Origin of the sequence: Pararhizobium sp. LjRoot235 (assembly GCF_964254145.1) — a bacterium.
Taxonomy (GTDB): domain Bacteria; phylum Pseudomonadota; class Alphaproteobacteria; order Rhizobiales; family Rhizobiaceae; genus Pararhizobium.
Genome location: NZ_CAXUSP020000001.1, coordinates 2444388 through 2465595 on the forward strand (window position 1 = coordinate 2444388; position 21208 = coordinate 2465595).

The 21208-nt window shown below is 59.5% G+C and carries 19 protein-coding genes and 1 tRNA gene; 5 read left to right on the forward strand and 15 right to left on the reverse strand.

The genetic code is table 11. The features are described from left to right. Positions 1-4 precede the first annotated feature (4 nt). The 13 genes from ACSQ2Z_RS11675 to ACSQ2Z_RS11735 all read right to left on the reverse strand — a co-directional run bounded on the left by ACSQ2Z_RS11675 (position 5) and on the right by ACSQ2Z_RS11735 (position 16385). Positions 5-253 carry a hypothetical protein gene (locus ACSQ2Z_RS11675; protein ID WP_436081353.1) on the reverse strand — a complete coding sequence of 83 codons (249 nt, stop codon included), beginning with the start codon at positions 251-253 and terminating at the stop codon, positions 5-7. After that, positions 225-2015, reverse strand: a complete 1791-nt coding sequence (locus tag ACSQ2Z_RS11680) for an ATP-dependent helicase (protein WP_436081354.1) — start codon at positions 2013-2015, stop codon at positions 225-227. The genes ACSQ2Z_RS11675 and ACSQ2Z_RS11680 overlap by 29 nt, the downstream gene beginning before the upstream one ends. Further along, entirely contained in the window at positions 2008-3801 is a 1794-nt protein-coding gene (locus ACSQ2Z_RS11685) for an ATP-dependent nuclease (RefSeq protein WP_436081355.1), read from the reverse strand. Before ACSQ2Z_RS11685 ends, ACSQ2Z_RS11680 begins: the two co-directional genes overlap by 8 nt. A gap of 247 nt (positions 3802-4048) precedes the next feature. Beyond that, positions 4049-4510 carry a hypothetical protein gene (locus ACSQ2Z_RS11690; RefSeq protein ID WP_436081356.1) on the reverse strand — a complete coding sequence of 154 codons (462 nt, stop codon included), beginning with the start codon at positions 4508-4510 and terminating at the stop codon, positions 4049-4051. 141 nt (positions 4511-4651) lie between these two features. Further along, positions 4652-5590, reverse strand: coding sequence for a hypothetical protein (locus ACSQ2Z_RS11695; protein WP_436081357.1), 939 nt, complete (start codon positions 5588-5590; stop codon positions 4652-4654). Between the two features lie 144 nt (positions 5591-5734). Further along, complete coding sequence (locus tag ACSQ2Z_RS11700; protein ID WP_436081358.1) at positions 5735-6814, reverse strand: SAVED domain-containing protein; 1080 nt, start codon at positions 6812-6814, stop codon at positions 5735-5737. Positions 6815-6822: 8 nt separating this feature from the next. After that, a complete protein-coding gene (locus ACSQ2Z_RS11705; protein ID WP_436083061.1) occupies positions 6823-7248 on the reverse strand; it encodes a Mov34/MPN/PAD-1 family protein in 426 nt (141 codons plus the stop codon). Positions 7249-7286: 38 nt separating this feature from the next. Beyond that, positions 7287-9002, reverse strand: a complete 1716-nt coding sequence (locus ACSQ2Z_RS11710; protein ID WP_436081359.1) for a ThiF family adenylyltransferase — start codon at positions 9000-9002, stop codon at positions 7287-7289. Next, positions 8999-10225 (reverse strand): nucleotidyltransferase domain-containing protein, encoded by a 1227-nt coding sequence (locus ACSQ2Z_RS11715; RefSeq protein ID WP_436081360.1) that lies wholly within the window; start codon positions 10223-10225, stop codon positions 8999-9001. Before ACSQ2Z_RS11715 ends, ACSQ2Z_RS11710 begins: the two co-directional genes overlap by 4 nt. 251 nt (positions 10226-10476) lie before the next feature. After that, on the reverse strand, positions 10477-14289 hold the full coding sequence (locus ACSQ2Z_RS11720; protein ID WP_436081361.1) for a vitamin B12-dependent ribonucleotide reductase: 3813 nt from the start codon (positions 14287-14289) through the stop codon (positions 10477-10479). Between the two features lie 678 nt (positions 14290-14967). Next, a complete protein-coding gene (locus ACSQ2Z_RS11725; protein WP_436081362.1) occupies positions 14968-15552 on the reverse strand; it encodes a hypothetical protein in 585 nt (194 codons plus the stop codon). A gap of 208 nt (positions 15553-15760) precedes the next feature. Beyond that, positions 15761-16258, reverse strand: a complete 498-nt coding sequence (gene gpt, locus ACSQ2Z_RS11730; protein WP_037160083.1) for a xanthine phosphoribosyltransferase — start codon at positions 16256-16258, stop codon at positions 15761-15763. A gap of 42 nt (positions 16259-16300) precedes the next feature. Further along, positions 16301-16385: transfer RNA gene (locus ACSQ2Z_RS11735), tRNA-Leu, on the reverse strand. A gap of 238 nt (positions 16386-16623) precedes the next feature. Here ACSQ2Z_RS11735 and ACSQ2Z_RS11740 point away from each other — a divergent pair. Then, a complete protein-coding gene (locus tag ACSQ2Z_RS11740) occupies positions 16624-16896 on the forward strand; it encodes a hypothetical protein (RefSeq protein WP_436081363.1) in 273 nt (90 codons plus the stop codon). Positions 16897-17148: 252 nt separating this feature from the next. Here ACSQ2Z_RS11740 and ACSQ2Z_RS11745 read toward each other — a convergent pair whose 3' ends face one another. Next, entirely contained in the window at positions 17149-17400 is a 252-nt protein-coding gene (locus ACSQ2Z_RS11745; RefSeq protein WP_436081364.1) for a DUF2188 domain-containing protein, read from the reverse strand. Between the two features lie 70 nt (positions 17401-17470). Here ACSQ2Z_RS11745 and ACSQ2Z_RS11750 point away from each other — a divergent pair, with 70 nt between their 5' ends. Together ACSQ2Z_RS11750 and ACSQ2Z_RS11755 are read left to right on the forward strand one after the other, a co-directional pair. After that, positions 17471-17788 carry a hypothetical protein gene (locus ACSQ2Z_RS11750; protein ID WP_436081365.1) on the forward strand — a complete coding sequence of 106 codons (318 nt, stop codon included), beginning with the start codon at positions 17471-17473 and terminating at the stop codon, positions 17786-17788. Positions 17789-17830: 42 nt separating this feature from the next. Next, on the forward strand, positions 17831-18589 hold the full coding sequence (locus ACSQ2Z_RS11755) for a competence/damage-inducible protein A (protein ID WP_436081366.1): 759 nt from the start codon (positions 17831-17833) through the stop codon (positions 18587-18589). A gap of 4 nt (positions 18590-18593) precedes the next feature. Here ACSQ2Z_RS11755 and ACSQ2Z_RS11760 read toward each other — a convergent pair whose 3' ends face one another. Beyond that, positions 18594-19175 (reverse strand): hypothetical protein, encoded by a 582-nt coding sequence (locus ACSQ2Z_RS11760; RefSeq protein WP_436081367.1) that lies wholly within the window; start codon positions 19173-19175, stop codon positions 18594-18596. A gap of 217 nt (positions 19176-19392) precedes the next feature. Here ACSQ2Z_RS11760 and ilvA point away from each other — a divergent pair, with 217 nt between their 5' ends. Both ilvA and ACSQ2Z_RS11770 read left to right on the forward strand, forming a co-directional pair. Further along, a complete protein-coding gene (ilvA, locus tag ACSQ2Z_RS11765) occupies positions 19393-20640 on the forward strand; it encodes a threonine ammonia-lyase (RefSeq protein WP_436081368.1) in 1248 nt (415 codons plus the stop codon). A gap of 199 nt (positions 20641-20839) precedes the next feature. Next, positions 20840-21157, forward strand: coding sequence for an HlyU family transcriptional regulator (locus ACSQ2Z_RS11770; RefSeq protein ID WP_436081369.1), 318 nt, complete (start codon positions 20840-20842; stop codon positions 21155-21157). Positions 21158-21208 lie beyond the last annotated feature (51 nt).

Genomic DNA, 21208 nt, shown 5'->3' on the forward strand with positions numbered 1-21208 from the left:
CGACTCACTCCCTAACGTGGCAATTGTTGCCGCGAGTGTGGATGGTTTCAATCTCGCGCTGTGGTTTTCCCAGGGTTCTGCTTGCCTTGTTCAAGCATTCCTGCTGGATCGACCTGACATGCAAGATCGGCGGCGCGCCCAGCGTGGAGGTCGGATCGATCGATTTTGTCAGACGATCAACAAGTTCGGCCGGCTCCTGCTCGGGGATCCGTTGATTCCCAGGGTCAAATATCTTCAGCTTGGATGCGTTCATCGACTTCGATGACGAACCGGGACGGCCGCGCGGCCGAAAACGTCAGATGGACCTCTGATCGTGCGCGTGTGAACCCGACGTAGAATAGGCGCCGCTGTTCAATGATGTCTCTTGGTGTCGGATTGGCCCGAGGAATCCGTCCTTCGTCGATACCGAACATTACGACGACATCAAACTCCCGGCCCTTCGAGCTGTGTAGGGTGCTGAGATTGATGCGATCGTTTCCTTCGCCAGCACCCGAGAACTGGCCAAGTGTCATGCCCGACAGTCCCTGGTCCTGTTCAAGCCGCTGTACGAGGGATTTCATCGCGGCCACGTCGTCGGACAAGACTCTACAGCCGATCGCAAACCTCGGCACGATCGCGGCGTCGAGCGTTCGGAGCCAGGCGGAAAGGTGAAGGGTGCTGTCCCGCGCCGACCAGGTGAAGGCGAGCAGGGTCCGTTTGAACTCCCTCCAATCTTGATCGGACAAGATCGTCTCGGAGAACATGCGCCTACCTTCGGAGACAATCCTAGACCAGCGTGGCTCGCCGACCTCCCATCCGCCACAACACCACGCAGCGCACCGCTCGATCCATCGCATCAACCTGTTCGACCGGGAATAAAGGGCATTCGCATCAGCCCGCACGAATGCCCAGCCATGCTCAGTAGCCGCCTCGGCGACAGCGTCGCCCATGAACGCCGCCGCATAGAGGACAGCGATGTTACCGCGCGGTAGCCCGGGATTTCTCGCCTCCACTTCAGGAAGCAACGTCGAGAACAGCCAGGAGGCGTGGTCTTCGAAGCTTCCAACCAGCGGGTGGAAGTAGACTGTGCCTTCCGCGGCACCTTCCGCCGCCTGGTAGCCGCGGATCTCTCCCAGGGCATATTCCGAAACGGCAACGATCCGGGTTCCGCTTCGGTAGTTCAGCGTCAGTCTCACCGTCTCCACGTCTTCACGCTGCGAAAGCTGCTGCAGCAGCTCTGGTCTCGACCCAGTGAAGCCGTAGATCGACTGATCGGGATCGCCGACCGCCAGCAGGCGAATTCCGGTGCGGAAGCAAAGTCCGAGCACCATCAGGTGAAGTGCCGTACCGAGATCCTGATATTCGTCGACGGCGAGAACAGGGAATTTGGCAAGCAACGCATCGCGCAGCCATGGGTTCCTGACAAGGGCACGCAGCGCAAGAAGGGGCATGTCCTCGAAGTCGATTAGGCCAGCTTCGCGCAGATAGTGCTCGTATGACGTTGCGAGCGCAGCTCGTTGCGGGTTAGCTTCCGTCCATATTGGCTTATTTCTGTCCAGGTAGGTGCGACGGTGGAGGTCCATGCCGAACCGGAAATCCTCCGGATTGCCGGGGCCGCCGACCACGTCCCGGTGAGCCTTGGCCATCGCCACTCCCCTTTGCTGGGCGTTTGCTATCTGGAACCGGGGAGGGAGTCCGACGTCGAGGGACTCGGCGTATGGGATCAGGATCTGCGTCAGGGAAAAGGAGTGGACGGTGCCGACGAAGACACGCTTTCCCGGTTCGACCCCGAGCGCGCCGAGCCGATCCTCCAGTTCCCGCGCGCATTCGTTGTTGTAGGTGATGCAGGCGACACCACGCGGAGCCTTCACATCCTCGGCGAGGATCCGGGCAAGCTTGATCGTGAGGGTCTTAGTCTTGCCGCTTCCGGGACCTGCGAGAACGACGCAGTGCCCGGTCGACTCATAGGCCTGCCACTGGGCGTTGTTCGGCCTCAGTTCCTCCGCGGCGTCGAGATAAAGTGCGCTGTTAGACACGGTCGACCACGTAGCTTATCGCACGCGCGATGTAGCCCGGTACCTCAAGTCCACCGATACGAGCGGTCATGCGCTGTGCGAAGCGACCCTTGCCAATGTCTTCCATCATGGCGAGTAGCTGCTTCCGGTTGACGGTCGTGGGATCCTTTTCCCAGGCGTCGATTCGCGCGATTCGTTCCTTGCCGAAATTGCCCTCCCTTAGGCCTTCGATGATCGCCGCCGTGAAGGCGCCCTTGAATAGATCCATCTCGAGCGTATCGCCGTTGGTGAAGACCCCGAACTCCTCGATGCTTTCGTCGAAGCGAGGCCAGTCATCGGTCTCCAGGAGCTCGTTAAAATATTCCTCGTCGTACTTCTGCGCGCGCATTGCATCCAGGAGCCGGGACAACGCGACCGTCCGCTTCTGCCCCCGATCCCCGTCAGGGTCGAAGTCCGTGATTATTGAAAAGGGGATTCTCAACGCTTCAAGAAACTTGGCGTAGGGCGTGAAGTTCGTTCCCGCGACCGAGCAGATCGTGATGCCCAGACCATCCAGATCGGCGGCGAGCTCCTCGGCAAACCTGGGAACCAGAAAGCGTTCGGCATCGCCTTCGACAAGGATGACGCCGCGCGCGAACAACATTTCGGCGCGTGTGAAATCCAGGTAGCGCTGCAGGTCATCCGCCTCGTTGGTCGACAGATCCAGGGAAGCCGTGGAACAGCCGGCTGTCTCGTCGCCGTCCTCTCGGAGCAGGACGATCGATCTCACCGGAGCGACGCTCGCTATGTGTGGCGAGTGGGTTGTCATGATGACCGACAGCGGTGGATCCTCGCCGTCCTCATCCGGTCTGCTCGCATCCTCGAACAGGCTCCGGTAGACGAGTCTTTGCAGATGGGGGTGCAGATGCGCTTCGGGTTCCTCTATCGCGAGAAGGGAATGGTCGCGCTTGTCCCCTGCAATGAGGTTGCGCAACTCCATTGTCTTGAGCGTCAGGAAGATGAGATTCGCAGAGCCAAGGCTGGCGTCGGAAACGGCCCTTTGTCCGGAGTCGATCAGCAGCCTGATCTGCCGATGAAGCTTTGAGGCATCGGTGGCGGAGAAGCCGAGCGTCGGCTCGACGTCCTGCCGCTCGCCGCTCATGGCCCGGTACGACGTCGCTATGGCCTCCTCAAGTTCGGAAATGGGCTCGAACTCCATCAGGCTGGAGGTTGCCCTGCCAATCTGGTGGGCGACTTCCTGCAGCTCGTTACGGTCGATCGCACCAAAGGCCGTCTCGATCAGCGGTCTGAGGGGAGAGCGCCTCCAGACAGCCAGGTCTCCTTCCGCATCCCTAAGAGCCGGAAGGACATCCATGGAAACCCTGCTTCGCACGTCATGACCGAATTTTCGTGTCGGATCCCTGCCGCCGTAGCACGAGAACTGGAAGTCCCTCTCGCTCGTCGGAGCCCGCCCAAGTCCGGGGCGCGTCCTGTATTCGTACGTCAGTGCTACCGTGTCCGGACTTCCGGGGACACGGTAGTCCGTCAGCACCGCAAGGACATCCGGGTCATCATCGAAGTCCTTTATCTCGACGGACACAAGGATTCGACTTTCTTCGTCGAGTTCTTCAAGTCCGTCCCAGAAGTCGCCGAGAGACAGCTCTCGAGCGCTGTCTGGCAGCGACGGGTCGAATATCAGACGGAGGCCATAGAGCAAGTTCGACTTGCCGACCCGGTTCTCACCAACGATGACGACGTTCCCCGCCAGCGAGACGTCCAGGCATCGGAAGTTCCTGAAGTTATCTATCGTGATTCTTGAAAGGTACATCGGCCGTCCCGCGAGGTGAAATATTCAGGAACGCTACCTGATTCTAGGCCAGGTTGTCTGCGAGCAGCGGCGATACGTCCTGCGACCCTGCAGCCACAGCAACGGACGGCTTCGGCCGCGAACGATGCCACGCTCACAGCACTTTCCTCCTGACCTGCGTGGGCAATCCAGTCGCGGAGGGACATGGGATCGGCACCCCTCGCAGGCTGTCGGAGTTACGGGCCGCATTGACGATGTGATGAACGGATCAGCGCTGGATTGCCGACGTGGTAGGTATCTGGCGGGTAAATTCCTTCCGATAGCGGGTGTTGACCTGCGAGGGAGCATTCCTAATGTATTCGATGGCGGCGGCGCGGACTGGTCCTTCCGCTTCGTTCAGGTAGCTGACGGCCTCTTCCAGAGATGGAGCCCGGCCTTCGGTGTCGAGGAACTTGGGCGGCAGGTCCGTCCACACGACGGCATCCAGGTCCCTGGTGTTCGCCCATGCTGCCAGTCCCGAAAGATCGGCCGGATCAGGATCCTGCCTACGCCAGAGGCCGATGTGCTCCCGTCTCGGTCGGCCCTCACGCTGGCGAAGCAGCTCCCGTGCGCGTTCCGGGTCATCTGCGCCCATCTCCGCCCAGAGTGAGACAACAGGTTCGGCCGAGGCCAGGACAACCAGAGTCAGACGACCGTCCCTCGATTGCCGGACGAACTCGACCCGGACCATGGGGCCGTCTTCATGCCAGTCTGATCGAAGAGGTAGGTCTCTCGGATCCCAGACCAGGGAACCCCACCCCAAGCATGCAATTCTCATCGGATCCTCCATCATGTAACCGTAGGTGATGACTGTCGCTGCCCACGGCCAAACCTAAAACGGGATCTCATCGAGTTCAGGCGAAGGCGTCGCCGGGACCGCGCCAGCGGGCAGCGGAATGTTCGAGACGACGAACAGGTTCAGGATGTCGTCGCGATCCATGAACATGATCTGCGATCTCCTGCTTGCATCGAGCTTGTTCCCAAGCCAGTTCCTCGCCTGTTTCGTTATCTCGCCGCCGGCCACGATGAAGGCGTGATCGACGAGCACCCGGCGATTCACCTCCGGATCGAAGATCTCATGGCCAAGCATCATCACGACCTGATTGTGGATCTCAGCGACATTGGCGTTTCCCGTCTTGGTCACGCCCGAGGAGTCGATCTTGCCCTTCTTTGCCTGAAGTCCGAAGTAGACGACATGCATCGTCGGCAGCGTGTAGCGCATCCAAATGTCCTTGCCGTACTCCAGCGCCTTGTCAGCGTGGCCGGCGGACGTGATACGGTGATACCCCAACTGCCGGAACATCGGCAGCAAAATGTCTTCGATCAGTTCGTCCTCGGAACAGCGATCCAGGAACGCGGCCAGTTCCCTTCGCTTCCTGACTTCTTCCGGATGAAATGGACGGTGTGGGTTCGATGTTTCCGAAACCCGCTTAGTCGCTACATGGCGGAACTGGACCGTCAAGGTGTCGTCGAAGAACGCCTCGAAGCCTTCTCTTCGAAGCGGACCGTTCAACGTCTCCAGAGCGACGCTTCTGTCCTCATCGCCTTCGACCGCATCAGACCTGTCCATGAGGACGCGGAAAACATTGACGAATCTGCCTGGAAGTGAGTGCTGGTGCTGGACAGGTTCTGCCAGGAGCTCCCCGAGTCGTTCCGCCGTCCACGCCCACCTCGTCGAGCCGTCGTGGACGAATGGCAGATCGCAGTCTTCGAAGAATTCGGTGATGTACTTGCTGGAACGATACGGAAATCCCTGTACGTCGCCTATCACGCATTCTGCCAGGGCACGGAGATTTCTTGATTTGAACTGCATTCGAATAACCGCGTCGCTTCGCCAAAAGAATTTCTGAACAATCAGATCATGCCACGACTAAGCGCATATTGATCTTGAATCATGAGATAACGTCTCAAGCTTCTAGGTCCTGACGATCGAAGCTGCCTTTTCACCGCGAACAGGCATCCGGACGCCCCATGGAAACTTCTTTTCGCTGCTTGCTTCGTATTGGTAGACAATGACGCCAGGAAGGTTTCGCTTGTCGTAGCGGCGCCCCAGGTTGAACGCGACGCTGTTCTGAGCGGCCAGAAGGAGATGAATGGTCGTCACTCCCTTGGCTTCGAGGAGCTTGGCGGCTTCGAATAGCTGCTCGGCGAGGGCGTTCTGTTTCGCCTGTGACCAGTGCGAAGAATTCAGATTCGGCAGCGAAAGCCTGACCACCGGAAGATTGAAAGTCGTGATGATGTTTTCCGACCGGACCTGGTAGGACGCCGATACCGCCAGTACCACCTCCGCGGCGTCGCCGATGTCTTCGAATCCTTCACGCTGGAAGCGCTGGCCATCATCGCCGCTATCCAGACTTCGCCACGCTTCACGAGTCCTGTCCCAATCCATGACGACGATCCTGCCCTCATCGTCGAAGATGATCCCAGTGAGGAAGGCGAGGGGGACGGGCGTCAGCCCACCATAAACGAGCGTTACGTCTTGAGGGTCGCCCTGCTTCGAATGCTGTTGGACCGCCCGCCGCGTAGCGTCCACCTCGTTCAGAAGCTCGGCCGGATCCACGACAACGCCGTCTTTTCGCTGTCGCAAATCCAGCAGGACGCCGGTCCGGTGACCGACGATATCCGACGGCACCGCGGCTGCCAGTGGAGCGCCGTCGTCATCGCGAAGTCCGCGGCCCTCGACGACAATGACCTTCCTTCTGTCTCGTAGTTCGTTCTCACGGGAGAACCGCTTCCAGCCGACCCAGACGCAGAAGACGAAGACCCCGACGAACAGGATGACGAGGGGCCACTGCACCCACCCTGGAATGAAGTTTGTCGAGCCGACTTCGAACGAGTACTCGCCGCGAACAGTGGCCTTGACGAGCCAATTCCCACCGAGCAGGGCGACGAGGATCGGGACGCAGAGACTGGCGATCCTCCCTTCAAATCCTCTCGGCCTGAACAGGAACTTCAGGAACTCGCGGATGCCCCAATCGATCGTTTCTCGATACATGGCTTTCTCTAGCTCTCGGATTTGATCTGGACGGGTTCCGGAGCAGTCCCGCGCTGATGGAAGGTCGCCATCGCGAGGAATTCGCGGGGCGTGTCTGATCTGACGACAAGGAGAACTGCGAATGGAATGTCACGCTCTCCGTTCACGAGATCCTCCATGGTCTTCAGATCGGTGAGGCTCGGAACGATCGGAAGCCGGGGATGCGAATGCCATTCGCCGATGTAGTTGTAGTTCTCGTAGTCGTAACCGGTCCTTTCAAAGAACGCGTCTAGGAACGCATTGTGAAAGACGTGGTCCCTGACGAAATGTGCCCGTTCGCCCGTCAGTTCATCGACGGAGAAGTCGACGATCTGGTAATGTCCGGGCCTGATCTGCCGTGCCATCAGGATGCCGCCTATTTCGCGGTCGGCTGCACGAGCCAGCATGGCCTTCATCCTCGCCACGATGCCGTGAGGAAGGATCAACTCCACGGTCACGAAGGTTCCTCGTCGAGGAGATCGGACATAAGCGTTTCGATATCTTCGCCGCCAAGTGCCGCAACCGGCTCCTCCGAAGGCCCTGTTGCTTGCAGATCGATTGGCCAGGTGTCGAAGGGGGCTTCGAATATCCATGCTTTCTTCAACCCAATCGCATAGGCGGAATGGGGAAAGGATGTTTCGCCACCTTGGAGGATGTCGAGCGCAAGCCGCGTGGCATGCGCAGCTATAACTGAGATATCGGCGTCGTCCGCGATGAATGGCGGCCCGTCGTCCCGGTTCATCTCGTAGGCGTTTCCGGTCTCCGCCTGCCAAGGAATGCCATGGTCGTCGCACCACGTCCTGATCTGGTTCCTTGCCGCCAGCGGATACGGATCCGTGTCCGGCCGCGCCCTTGCAATGATGCCGCCGATCCCGCCGCCGAAAACCTCGGCCCAGATCATTGGCTTCTTGTGCCGCTTCGCAGCGCTCGCGCACAGATTGAACGATGTCGGGTTCGCCGTCGCTTCAACGATGAGATCGCATTCGGCGATCGATTCAAGCGTGGACTCCATCGCAAGGGCGGAGGTCTGGCTACCCAGCGCGACGCGCCGCGTGTCGATTTCGGTGTCGGTGACGATCTGGCCGATTCTGTCGGCCAAAGCGTCCACCTTGTGCCAACCGATTGCCCACGCGTCGAGTTCGTTCCGCACTAGGTTGCCAGTCAGGAAGATGTCTTCGTCAACGAGGAGGAACTTCTTGACACCAGCGCGCGCAAGAGATCCTGCAATCTTTGACCCTATGGAGCCGCAGCCTACGATGGCGACGCGATTGCGGGACACAGTTTCACGGTTCGAGGCGGAACGCCGCTCCAGCTCCTCCTCCTCAACGATCCGATAGGGAACCAGAAACGGAAGGCCGTCCTTGCTACGAACTATGTCGAAGGCGGTTTTACGTCCGCTCTTTTCGAGAACGATGATGAACGGCCACTCCGGCCTTTCGAGAAGGGAGGAGAGTTCGGGGATACGTTTGGCGAGGTCTTTGAATTCACCGCCTCCATGTAGCGCCAGCACACTCATGTCTTGCGTCGTCCGCAATATGAAGCCGGTCCGTCTCCCTGGTGCATTCGGTGCTGGCTGCGGTGATGTCCACAGCGCGTTTCCTGGTGCGCCGATCGATCTGAGGTGAGCCACTCTATGGGACCTGCGGGCAGTAATCGTCAGCGATATCTCCAATACCGCCTCGGGGAGTTGCCCTTTGAGCGAAGCCCAGGCACCCTCCTGAACCATCAGGCGCCAGGTCTCGAAGCGCAGTTCACCCGCCAGCGATGACCGGTGCTCCGAAGGCACGACGGCGGTTCCCCCATCGGAAGGGCGCTCGGCAGCAATCAGGCCGTAGGCGCTTTCCACCATCATTGCCCCGGTGACAGCGGGATCCCAGTTGTCCGGACGCCACTGGAGGCAAAGCTCGCCGCCGGCACCATACTGATGTTCGGAGAGCCGCCTCTCTCCGTGGGGCATGACGATCGGCGGGGTGTCAGGGAACGTCGTGGGATAGATCACCGCAAGAGGGAACTTCTCACCGCCATGCACGATCTCCACGTCCACGCAGAGCTGGAAATTGCCAAGGTGCCTGATGCGCACGCTCGTCAGCCAGCCATGTTCCTCCTGGAGGGCGATGAATGCTGCCTTCTCCGCTCTGGCCCTGTTCTGATCCGCCCACCACCAGATCATGCATAGCCCTGAGGTTTCGTCGGTCGGCGGTCGGCATTCGCGAAGCTTGGCGCACTGACGGTGCCTGCGCCTCCCGCAGACGCACCCGTTGCTGCGCGCAGCAGGCGTGACCCGCCGGTGAGCCGGTCAACCGCTCGCCTCGACAGCGCGTATCCCATCCTGGGATTGAGGGCATCAGCCATTTGCTGAAACGTACCCGCTTGCGCCGCTGCTTGGAAATCCGCTCGAGCTTGGCGAAGCCAATCAAAGAAAGCCTCTGCCTTCTGCGGCTCTTTCTCCCATTTGTCGGCAAAGTTCTCGAAGGGGTCGGTAGGGTTCGTGATGATGTGCTTCCGGCCGTCATAGACGATGAACTGGTCCATGCGATCGAGGATCGCAAACAATGCGCCCGAGATCGTATCCTGGTTCTCGTATGAATGGGCTGCGAGCGTGGTGATGATGATGGAAATCGGCCGAAGATCCAGATTACGGGCGAACATGTTGTCCCGGTGGCGCTTCAGGATCATGATCGCGGACTGAAGCGGCGTCTTCACTTTGAAGTCCGGTAGATCCTCCACGCTCGCCCGAACGCTCTCTCTCCGCATGGTCTCAAGGATCGCCCGCTTTCGGCGCTCGAACACCATTGCCTGTCTGGAAGCGAACCAATTGGAGTAGCCTTTGGGATTGGAGCGGGGCCAGTCCTCAGAGAGTATCCGGTAGTTTGGCACCCGCCTGTCGGTGATAGAGATCGCGGTCGATGCCCATCGGGTGTCCAGCATCCGCGCTTCGAGAAGAATCCGTTGCTGCTCGGTATTCGGCACGGCGGGAACCACGTCCATGTGGAATTGGGCACCGTCCGCATAGTCCAGAATCCAGCAGCGGTTACCTTCCCGAACGGGTTTCACCATGGCCCTGGCGTCATGGTAGGCCGTAATCTCGATACCGAGCATGACCTTCAGCTCTTGCTGGGTCTTGTCGCGCTTGGTTAGGAGGCGAAGCTCGACGACAGAGTCCACATCATACTCTTCCGCTTCCGTATGCGGACGGATTGCAGTTCCAAGTCGGAACGACCCTTGGCAGTAGACCTGCGGATCGTATCGACGGACTGTGCTCTCGGGGCGATGAAGCCATTCTCCAAGGGAAGAGTAGCTTTTCTCCGCTTGTTCGTAGCGATGATCCGGAACCTCAAGCTCTTTCACCAGAGCCTCGAGAAATGCCTCGATGGTATTCACATGCATGTTCATGACTGGGAGACCTCATGGTTACGCGTGAACTGATGGATATTACAACTATGGAATTTGTTTCATGATTTGTTCTGCAAGTCATTCTCCAGGCACCTAAGTGCCTGGAGAATATGCGTTATTTTGAGTTCCGATCACTACAAGGTCACGTGGCTGTTGATTTGTGACTCAACAGATGAGACCTTTGTGACTCTGGACCCCCACTTTGTGACATTTCAGTGGGGGCTATCCATACAATCCCAATTCAGCATAAATCAGCTGCACCCGCTCGTCGCCCCGCACGTGTCGCACTTTTCGCACGTCCCATTCCGCACCATCGTGAAGTTCTGGCACTCGGAGCACATGTTGCCCGTATAGCCTTGCGCGATCGAGCGCATGCGGCGTTCGGCCTCCAGCTTCTTGGCGTCCGACTTGGCGGCGGCGGCTTCGGCGGCGGCCTTGTCGGAGAAGAGGGCGGTCACTTCGCTTCCGGCCACTTCGGCGACCTCTTCGGCGATCTCCTCGGCCGGTTCGACGGCGCGTTCCTCGTAGTCGCGCTTGAAGGCGACGATTTCGGAGGTGGAGATGGCGGCGATCGGTTCGAGTTTGCGGGCGGCGGAGCCTGCAAACGCGGTGACGTTGGTGCCGCCGGAGGCTTTGGCAGGGGCGGCGGTCGCAGCTCCCTTCGGCTCGCCCGAAGTGCGGTCGATCTGGCCGCCCTGGACGAGCGTCGGCTTGTGGCCGCGGGTCCAGCCGGTCGAGATCAGGTTGGTCTTGCCTTCCTGGATGCCCTTGCCGAGCGCCGTGTTGGAGAAGTCCGACGTATCGACATGGGCGAGGTCATGGCGGTTCAGGTAGGAGACGGCGAGTTCGCGGAACACGTAGTCGAGGATCGAGGTGGCGTTCTTGATCGCGTCATTGCCCTGCACCATGCCGGCCGGCTCGAACTTGGTGAAGGTGAAGGCCTCCACATATTCTTCGAGCGGCACGCCGTATTGCAGCCCGAGCGAAATCGCGATGGCGAAGTTGTTCATCATCGCCCGGAAGGCAGCGCCTTCCTTGTGCATGTCGATGAAGATCTCGCCGATGCGGCCATCGCCGAATTCGCCGGTGCGCAGATAGACCTTGTGTCCACCGACGACTGCCTTCTGGGTATAGCCCTGGCGGCGGTTCGGCAGCTTTTCACGCTCGCGGGTGACGCGCTCGATGACGCGCTCGATGATCTTTTCCGTGACCGCGACGGCCTGGGCGGCTGCCGGGGCCTGGATGAAGTCCTCCATCGCATCCTCGTCGTCCTCGTCCTCGATCAGCGAGGCATTGAGCGGCTGGGAAAGTTTCGAGCCATCGCGATAAAGGGCGTTCGCCTTCAGCGCCAGCTTCCAGGAGAGCATGTAGGCAGCCTTGCAATCCTCGACGGTTGCCTCGTTCGGCATGTTGATGGTCTTGGAGATTGCGCCCGAGATGAACGGCTGGGCAGCCGCCATCATGCGGATATGGCTTTCGACCGAGAGATAGCGCTTGCCGATCTTGCCGCAGGGATTGGCGCAATCGAAGACCGGCAGGTGTTCGGCCTTCAGGAACGGCGCGCCTTCGAGCGTCATCGCACCGCAGACATGGATGTTGGCGGCCTCGATCTCCTTCTTCGAGAAGCCGATATGCTCAAGCAGGTTGAAGCTCATGTCGGCGAGCTGCTCGTCGGACACCTTCAGCGTGCCTTTGAGGAAATCGGCGCCGAGCGTCCACTGGTTGAAGACGAACTTGATGTCGAAGGCAGCCTTGGTGGCGGCGTTGATCGCCTCGATCTTGTCGTCGGTAAAGCCCTTGGCACGCAGCGAACCGGGGTTGACGGCGGGCGCCTGGTTGATGTTGCCGTGGCCGACGGCATAGGCTTCGATCTCGGCGATCTGGCTTTCCGAATAGCCGAGCGTGCGCAGCGCTTCAGGCACGGCGCGGTTGATGATCTTGAAGTAGCCGCCGCCGGCGAGCTTCTTGAATTTCACCAGTGCGAAATCGGGCTCGATGCCGGTCGTGTCGCAATCCATGACGAGGCCGATCGTGCCGGTCGGCGCGATGACGGAGACCTGGGCATTGCGGTAGCCGTGCTGTTCGCCGAGCGCGACGGCCTTGTCCCAGGCAGCCTTGGCATGGGCGATCAGGTCCTGATCCGGGCAATCGCCGTGGACGAGGGCGACCGGCTCGACCGAGAGCTTCTCATAGCCCTGGGTTTCACCGAAGGCGGCGCGGCGATGGTTGCGCATGACGCGCAGCATATTGTCGCGGTTCGGCTTGAAGCCCGGGAAGGGGCCGAGCTTGGCGGAGATTTCGGCCGAGGTCGCATAGCAGACGCCGGTCATGATGGCGGTCAGCGCACCGGCGATCGCCCGGCCTTCCTTCGAATCATAGGGGATGCCCGAGGACATCAGGAGGCCGCCGATATTGGCGTAGCCGAGGCCGAGCGTGCGGTATTCATAGGAGAGCTCGGCGATTTCCCTGGACGGGAACTGCGCCATCATCACGGAGATTTCGAGCACCAGCGTCCACAGGCGCACGGCATGCTCGTAATCGGCGATGTTGATGTTCTTGGTAGCGGCATCCTTGAACTGCAAGAGGTTCAGCGAGGCAAGGTTGCAGGCCGTGTCGTCGAGGAACATGTATTCCGAGCACGGGTTCGACGCGCGGATCGGGCCGGCGGCCGGGCAGGTATGCCAGTCGTTCATCGTCGTGTTGAAGTGCAGGCCCGGATCGGCCGACGCCCAGGCGGCATAGGAGATCGATTCCCAGAGATCGCGCGCCTTCAGCGTCTTCATCACCTTGCCGTCCTTGCGGGCGGTCAGGTTCCAGTCGCCGTCATTCTCGACGGCGCGCAAGAAGTCGTCCTTGAGCGAGACTGAGTTGTTGGAATTTTGGCCAGAGACGGTGAGGTAGGCTTCCGAATCCCAGTCGGTGTCGTAGGTCTTGAACTCGATGTCCCTGTAACCCTGACGCGCGAACTGCATGACGCGCTGGATGTAGTTTTCCGGAACCTGGTCCTTCTTGGCCGCCTTGATTTCGCGCTTCAGGGCAGGGTTCTCGGCGGGGTCGAAGCAGGCATCGTTGTCGCCAGAGCAATTGACGCAGGCCTTCATGATCGCCTTCAGGTGCTTGGCGACGATCTTCGAGCCGGTGACGAGGGCAGCGACCTTCTGCTCTTCCTTGACCTTCCAGTTGATGTATTCCTCGATATCCGGATGGTCGATATCGACGACGACCATCTTGGCGGCGCGCCGCGTGGTGCCGCCCGACTTGATGGCGCCGGCGGCGCGGTCGCCGATCTTCAGGAACGACATCAGGCCCGACGACTTGCCGCCGCCGGAAAGCTTTTCGCCTTCGCCGCGCAGATAGGAGAAGTTGGAGCCGGTGCCGGAACCGTATTTGAACAGGCGCGCCTCGCGCACCCACAGGTCCATGATGCCGCCTTCGTTGACGAGATCGTCGCCGACGGACTGGATGAAGCAGGCATGCGGCTGCGGATGCTCGTAGGCCGACTTCGACTTGACGAGCTTGCCGGTGAAGGGGTCGACATAGAAATGACCCTGGCCGGGGCCGTCGATGCCATAGGCCCAGTGAAGGCCGGTGTTGAACCATTGCGGCGAGTTCGGGGCGACGCGCTGGGTGGCGAGCATGTAGGCGAGCTCATCGCGGAAGGCGAGGGCGTCATCCTCGGAGGCGAAATAGCCACCCTTCCAGCCCCAATAGGTCCAGGTGCCGGCCAGGCGATCAAAAACCTGGCGGGCGTCGGTTTCGGAACCGTACTGCTCGTCCTTCGGCAGGTCCTTCATCGCGGTCACGTCGGCTTCGGAGCGCCACAGCCAGGAGGGAACGGAATTTTCCTCGACCTTTTTCAGGCGCTTCGGCACTCCCGCCTTACGGAAGTATTTCTGGGCGAGAATGTCGGCCGCGACCTGGCTGAACTGGGCGGGCACATCGATATCCGCCAAACGAAACACGATCGAGCCATCGGGATTCTTGATCTCGCTGATGGCCTTGCGGAATTCAATCTCGGCATAGGCCGACTGGCCTGCCTTGGTGAAACGACGTTCGATCTGCATCTGTCCCTTGTCCTTTGTTTGCCGCATGCCCGAACCGCCGAAGCGCTGGGCAAAAATATCCCCGTCTGGCTGCACGGGGGGTGTGCAGCCAGCTCTCGTTTTTCCGCTCTCTGTGGGAAACCCGTCTCGGGTTATCCTGTATCTTGTGCTGAATTTGGCTGCAAACACTAAATATAGTATTAACAACTTCTTTACGCCAGCTTTTTGTGCCGTGTTTGGCGTCAGGGGCAATCACAAAAAATAACCGTCGCGACCGGCGATCTTTCACCGGACTGCCTGAACCAAACGATTTTTTCTGAAATGAACCGGCCTCGTAATGTGTCCGGTCCCGCTGACGCTGCAACGTGAAATCCATTAACGGCATCAGACCCGATTCCGTCAAGGGCTGGTTTGCGGCGAATTTATGAACACCAGATGTTGTGTGCACCACCTGTGGAAAACGGGGACAGAAATCAAACCCAGCAAAATCAGGCGCTTCGTCGGCTTGGCTGCCACAGCTCCTCTAAAGGCAGGCGGATTTCCGAAATTTTGCGGGTAAGAATTGACCGTAGCGATCATCCGCCATAGCCAAACGGGCCTTCTTATGGCGCTGGGGAAAAACTGATTCGGGCACGCGGCCGACGCTTGAAAGCCGGTTCGCTTCAATTCCAAACCGTCTCCGGCAAGCCCTTTGCCCTGTCACAGGGCGTCCAGATTGATGCCGACGGTGAGCGTGCCGATCGGCTGGTGCGTCTGCGGATCGGACACCGTCAAACTTGCCTGCGATTGCAGCGTTTGCGTCGATTCATCCTTCTCCGCCCGGTCAACAAAAAGCACGCCGGCGCCGGCAGGGTACGTCTTTTGCCATTTCTGCTCGTCGCCTTGCCAATAGTCGGAACTGGGCTCGCTTTCGCCGATGCTGAGGCCCTTGGCATCGATGACGATGATCTCGGTGATGGCCCCGCCGGAGGCCGCCTGCTTGGCCTTGAGGAATTTCGACAGGGGGGTATCCGTCACCGAATCGATCAATGGATGATGATCGCTCGACCGTTGGCTACGCCACTCAGCATCAATGCGATCGATATCGGCCTGCGCCAGATGAGCATGACGTTCATTGTGATCCTTCAGCGCTTCGACGATGACGGGATCCTCTATCCACGACCGGACACTGGCCTCGACATAGGCGGTGACTGGTCCGATGTGGACGTCGCTGGCCATCGACCCAATGATCGGTAGCGACCAGAGGCACGTGCCGACAGCGATCGAAACGAGCGCCCCGCGCATGATGGTCTGTCCTCCCACTGACAATCCGTATCGCGCAGCCATCGGCCGGCGCGATCGATTCTTGCCACCGCAGGAAATCGCGGCGCCGAATGGTTTAATCTATGGGGCCAAACCATTCAAAAATAGCTAACATTCGCCATCACTCATAAATAAATCGCCGCCGCCTTCATGTAAGCGCGGGATGTCGCAAGCGAAACGCACGGTTACGTCAGCCGCGGGAGCCTTTCGCAATCGGCTCCTGATAGGTGAAGCCCATGTCCCAGGGAAAATAGATCCAGGTGTCCTGGCTGACTTCGGTGACGAAGGTGTCAACCTGCGGCCGACCCTTCGGCTTGGCGTAGACCGCGGCGAAATGTGCCTTCGGCAGCATGGCCCGCACCACGGCGGCTGTCTTGCCGGTATCAGTCAGGTCATCGATGATCAGTACGCCTTGCCCGCCATCGGCCTTCAACTCCTCCGAAATGCCCTTGAGGACATACATCTCACCCTGCGCGTCATAGTCGTGATAGGAAGCAACGCACACCGTCTCGATCAGGCGGATGTTCAATTCGCGGCAGACGATTGCCGCCGGAACGAGCCCGCCGCGGGTGATGCAGACGATCGCCTTCCATTCGCCGCCGTTGCCGGCAAGGCGCCAAGCGAGCGCACGTGCATCGCGGTGAAACTGGTCCCAGGAAACGGGAAATGCTTTATCAGGAAGTGACATTGCGAAGCTCCGGTTGATGGCGGCATCTTTTATTCGGGAAAGTGGTGCGGACGACGGGGGTCGAACCCGTACAGATTGCTCCGAGGGATTTTAAGTCCCTTGCGTCTACCAGTTTCGCCACGTCCGCGTGTTTTTCCTTTCAGACACTTGGTTGATTTCGTCAAGCAAATGTTTTGCGGAGGTGGAGCACAGCTCGCGCCGGGCGACCGCGAGTTCGATCGCAGCAAAGAGCCGCTATTGGCCAGACGGCCATGCCGGAACCGAAAAACCCCTCAAACGATGGGGTTATGCGCATTTGGCAGGCGGCCTATATTTCGTGCTCACAGGGAAATATGGAGGCTGGTCGAGTGTTGCAGGAAATCCCATTGACATGGAAACCGATCCGAAATCGTTCCTATGCCGGTATGCTGGGTCAGCATCAACTGGCCTATATATTGCAGCATGACGGGCAAACGACCTGGAAATGGATGGTTTCCGGTTGCAACGGCACGATCCGCTACGACTTCCAATCCGCCGATACGCTGGAGGAGGCCAAAGCGGCCGTGCAGGCGAGTATCGATCAGTGGTTCCGTCGGGCGGGATTGCTGGGCGCGGACATGCCCTCTGAACGGCTTTCCGTCGTTTTCGGCGCTGCATAGCGCCTTTTGATGTTTTTTGATTGAATATCAATCGGGGCTCTGCAGTGGTGATTAACCCTACGCGTGAAGGTTAACCAATGGTTTCCGTTGATGCGGTAGGCCGTTGCCGCTTTAATGGCGATGCCGAGGAAGGGAAACTCGGCATTTTCAGCACCCAAAAATACCCCCTCTTCGGCGCCGGAGAGGGGCATTATACTTAATTTTATACCTGCAGTTTCCGGTGTGCCTGATGTCCTGCCTGTTGCCGCCAGTTCAGCGGATATCGCCGTCCTCGACGATCGCCTCGGGACGATCGCCGCCGTCGGCGTGTTCATAATGCCAGAGGCCGCTTGGATCCTGAAAGCTGATTTCCTCGTCATCGCCGCCGACCTGCTGTTCGGCTGCCGCGGCTTTTGCCGCCGCCAGAGCTATTTCGCGGCTTGGGAAGGTCTCGGAAAAAACGTCGGCAAGCTTGTAGGCCCATCCGCCATCATGCTCAACGATCTCATATACCACCCGGGTCATTTCTTACTCCCTGGAGCGCGTCGCATTCGATTGCCTTGGCGGCGTCGGCACGACCGGACCGGAACAGCCCATGCAGGCGTTGTTCCAATTGCCGAAATGCGGGTCGCAGGTTTTTCCCATTTGCGTCCGGGCAGCCCAAGGTATCACGAAATTCGCGTCGTTTGGTAATTTCGCGACTGGGCGGGCTGAGAACCAGCAACGGTTGATCGCCGTCAAGAAGACGGGCCCCCTGAAAAAGGGCAGCCTTACCGTCGGAGAGCCTGGTCGCGATCCTGGCGAGGCCAGGTCCTGGTGGTGGTCTTTTCAGTTGAACCGGCAATTCCGCTTGATTGCCGCTGGAGATCGGATTTATCAGTTTGCAGGTTCGCCTTCAGAGCCCAAGGGGTGACCGTCGCGACTTTCGATTGAACGATCCGAACAGGACTTGCCGATGACCAGCGAAAAAATCGTAACTGCCGCCATGCTCGCCATTGGCGACGAATTGCTGTCCGGCAGGACCAAGGACAAGAATATCGGCCATCTTGCCGATATGCTGACGATCGCCGGCATCGATCTCAAGGAAGTGCGTATCGTCTCCGACGACGAGGCGGCGATCGTCGCTGCCTTGAATGGTCTGCGGGGTCAATACGACTACGTCTTTACCTGCGGCGGCATCGGCCCCACCCATGACGACATCACCGCGGACGCGGTTTCGCGGGCGTTCGGTGTCGAATGCGTTCATGATCCCGAGGCGATGCGCCTGCTCGGCGCGATGTATGAGCGGCGCGGCATGGAGTTCACCGAAGCGCGGCGGCGCATGGCGCGCATGCCGAACGGCGCCCGGCATATCCCCAATGCGGTTTCGACGGCACCGGGCTTCATCATCGGCAACGTTTACGTCATGGCCGGCGTGCCGCAGGTCTTCCAGGCCATGCTGGACGCGCTTTTGCCGCAACTCGAGACCGGCACGAAGGTCAAGTCGCGCTCGGTGCTGTCACCCTTTGGCGAGGGGGATATCGGCGGTCCGCTGGGGGAGGTGCAGAAGGCTCACCCAATGACGAGCATCGGCTCCTATCCGAAGTTCGACGGCAAGTCGTTTTCCACCGACCTTGTCATCCGCGCCCGTGACGAGGCACTGCTCGATGCGGCAGAGGCGGATGTGCGGGCGATGATCGAAAAGATTGCGGCTGCGAAGCGCGTAACGCGCTGATTCCTCAGGGCGTTTGAGGCGCCGCGATGGTGAATTTCTGCTCAACGCTGGCGGTCTTGCCATTGTTCAGATCGTTGAAATGAAACCGAAGGATATAGTCGCCTGCCGCAGCGCCGCTGACATCGGTGGTCAGCGTCGCATAGATTTCCTGATTGCGGAAAAAGCCGGTGAAGGTGAAGTCGCCAAAGGCTTTCTGGCTGGCGAGAACTTCGCCGGAGGCGCTCAGGATATCCAGATCGACGGTGAAATGCGACTGGATCTTGCCCACCTCGCTTGCCGGCTTCCAGCTTAGCCCGACGGGCTCGACATAGGAAATGAGCGCTTCGCCGGGTTTGAACTGCAGATCCGGCTTCGGCTCATACATGGCGTATCCCGCCGGGTCAGTCGTGACGAACACTGCTTTGCCGATGGAAAAGGGAAGTGTCGCGGAGAAATCGCTGATTGCAGTGCGCATGACGTCGTGAGCGCCGACGGCGTCGCCGGATGCCGCCAAAGCCTCGGCCTTGGTGGCCGCGTCCGCAAGTTGACCAGCCGCGGCCGGCCCGGCCAGCAGCGCCAGCATCACAGCCGCACGGACCGCAACCATCGGAGCGTCTCTTCGTTTACCGGCGCGCATTGTCTCTCCCCCGCGATCCCATGTCCGCCACGGATTTTCGGGATTTACAGGCTGGTGTCAAGGCGAGGCGCATTCGGCTTTTGAAACATGATTATGATAGTATAGTTAATGCGAATAGCTGTGGTTTCGCGCCTTCCGTTGTGGCATAGGCATGGCGACACGAACCCGAGCGAAAGACCCGCATTCCATGAAGCAGGACGTTGATCACGCCGTCGAGGCACTGCGCACTCTGTTCCCGGCAACGCCGATGCAGCTCAACGAGCACCTGAGCGCACGCTACGGCGCGACGATCTACCTGAAACGCGAGGATCTTTCGCCGGTTCGCTCTTACAAGATACGGGGCGCTTTCAATTTCTTCCGCAAGGTGATCGAGGCAGGCGGCACGGGCAAGACCTTCGTCTGCGCTTCGGCCGGCAACCACGCCCAGGGGTTCGCCTTCGTCTGCCGGCACTTCGGCGTACCGGGCGTCATCTTCATGCCGGTGACGACGCCGCAGCAGAAGATCGACAAGACGACGACATTCGGCGGCGAGTTCATCAGCATCCGGCTCGTCGGCGATTTCTTCGACCAGTGCTATCAGGCGGCGCGCGATCATGTGGAAAAGATCGACGGCGTCATGGTGCCGCCCTTCGACCATGCCGACATCATCGAAGGGCAGGCGACGGTCGCGGCCGAAATCGTCGAGCAATTGCCCGAAGGCACGATGGCCGATCTGGTGATCCTGCCGGTTGGCGGCGGTGGCCTTTCGGCCGGGGTGACCGGTTATATGAAGGACGTCACTGCCCCCGGATCCTTCATCTTCTGCGAACCCGAGGGAGCCCCGAGCCTACGGCGCAGCCTGGAGACGGGCGCAGTGGTAACGCTCGACCAGGTCGACAATTTCGTCGATGGCGCAGCCGTCGGGCGGATCGGCGACCTCAATTTCGCGGCGTTGAAGGATTTTTCCACCGACCAAGTGCTGTTGCTCGCAGAAAATGCCATCTGCGTGACGATCATCGATATGCTGAATGTCGAGGGAGTCGTGCTGGAACCGGCCGGCGCGCTTTCGATCACTGCGCTGGAGGCGCTGGGGCGCGACAGGCTGGAGGGCAAGACCGTCATTGCCGTGGTCTCCGGCGGAAACTTCGATTTCGAGCGCCTGCCCGACGTCAAGGAACGGGCGATGCGGCATACGGGCCTGAAAAAATACTTCATCGTGCGCATGGCGCAGCGCCCCGGCGCGCTCAAGGATTTCCTCGGCCTGCTCGGCGAGGAGGACGATATCGCCCGCTTCGAATATCTGAAGAAATCGGCGCGCAATTTCGGTTCGATCCTGATAGGCATCGAAACCAAGCATCCGGAAAACTTTCCCCGGTTGAAGGCCGCGTTCGACGCCGCCGGGCTGCGCTATCAGGATATCACCGACAACGAGATTCTGGCCAACCTGGTGATTTAGATTGATCTTTTTTTCAAGTTATTTCTTGTGGTTGGTCGATCATCTTAAACCATAGGATTTAGGCGGCGATCGGCGATCGCCGGGCATCGATATTGCCGATCAGTGCAACTGCAAAAGGTTTCGTCACTATGCGGGCAAGGCCGTTGGCCGTTTCGAACTTAGCCTTTGACAGGTTTGCTTGTCATGATAAGTCTTCCGCATGGCTTCGTTCTTGTCAAAATTGTTCGGTTTTTCCGGCGGCTCCAAAGCGGAGACCGCCGCATCCTCCGCAAAGACGGAAACCTATGGCGACTGCCTGATCCGGGCGACGCCAAAGAAGGAAGGTGCGCAATTCAGGCTGGCCGGCTCCATCGAGAAGAATGTCGATGGCGTCATTCGCGTCCGTACCTTCATCCGGGCCGATCTGTTCAGCTCGGAAGAAGATGTGATCGACGCGACCTTGCGCAAGGCGCGTCAGATCATCGACCAGCATGGTCCCGCGCTGTTCGCCGATGACGTGGTTTCCCGGCAGGTCTGAGTTCGAAACACTGCCACTCCGCTGGCGGGTTTGATAAACGTTTCTTTAAAT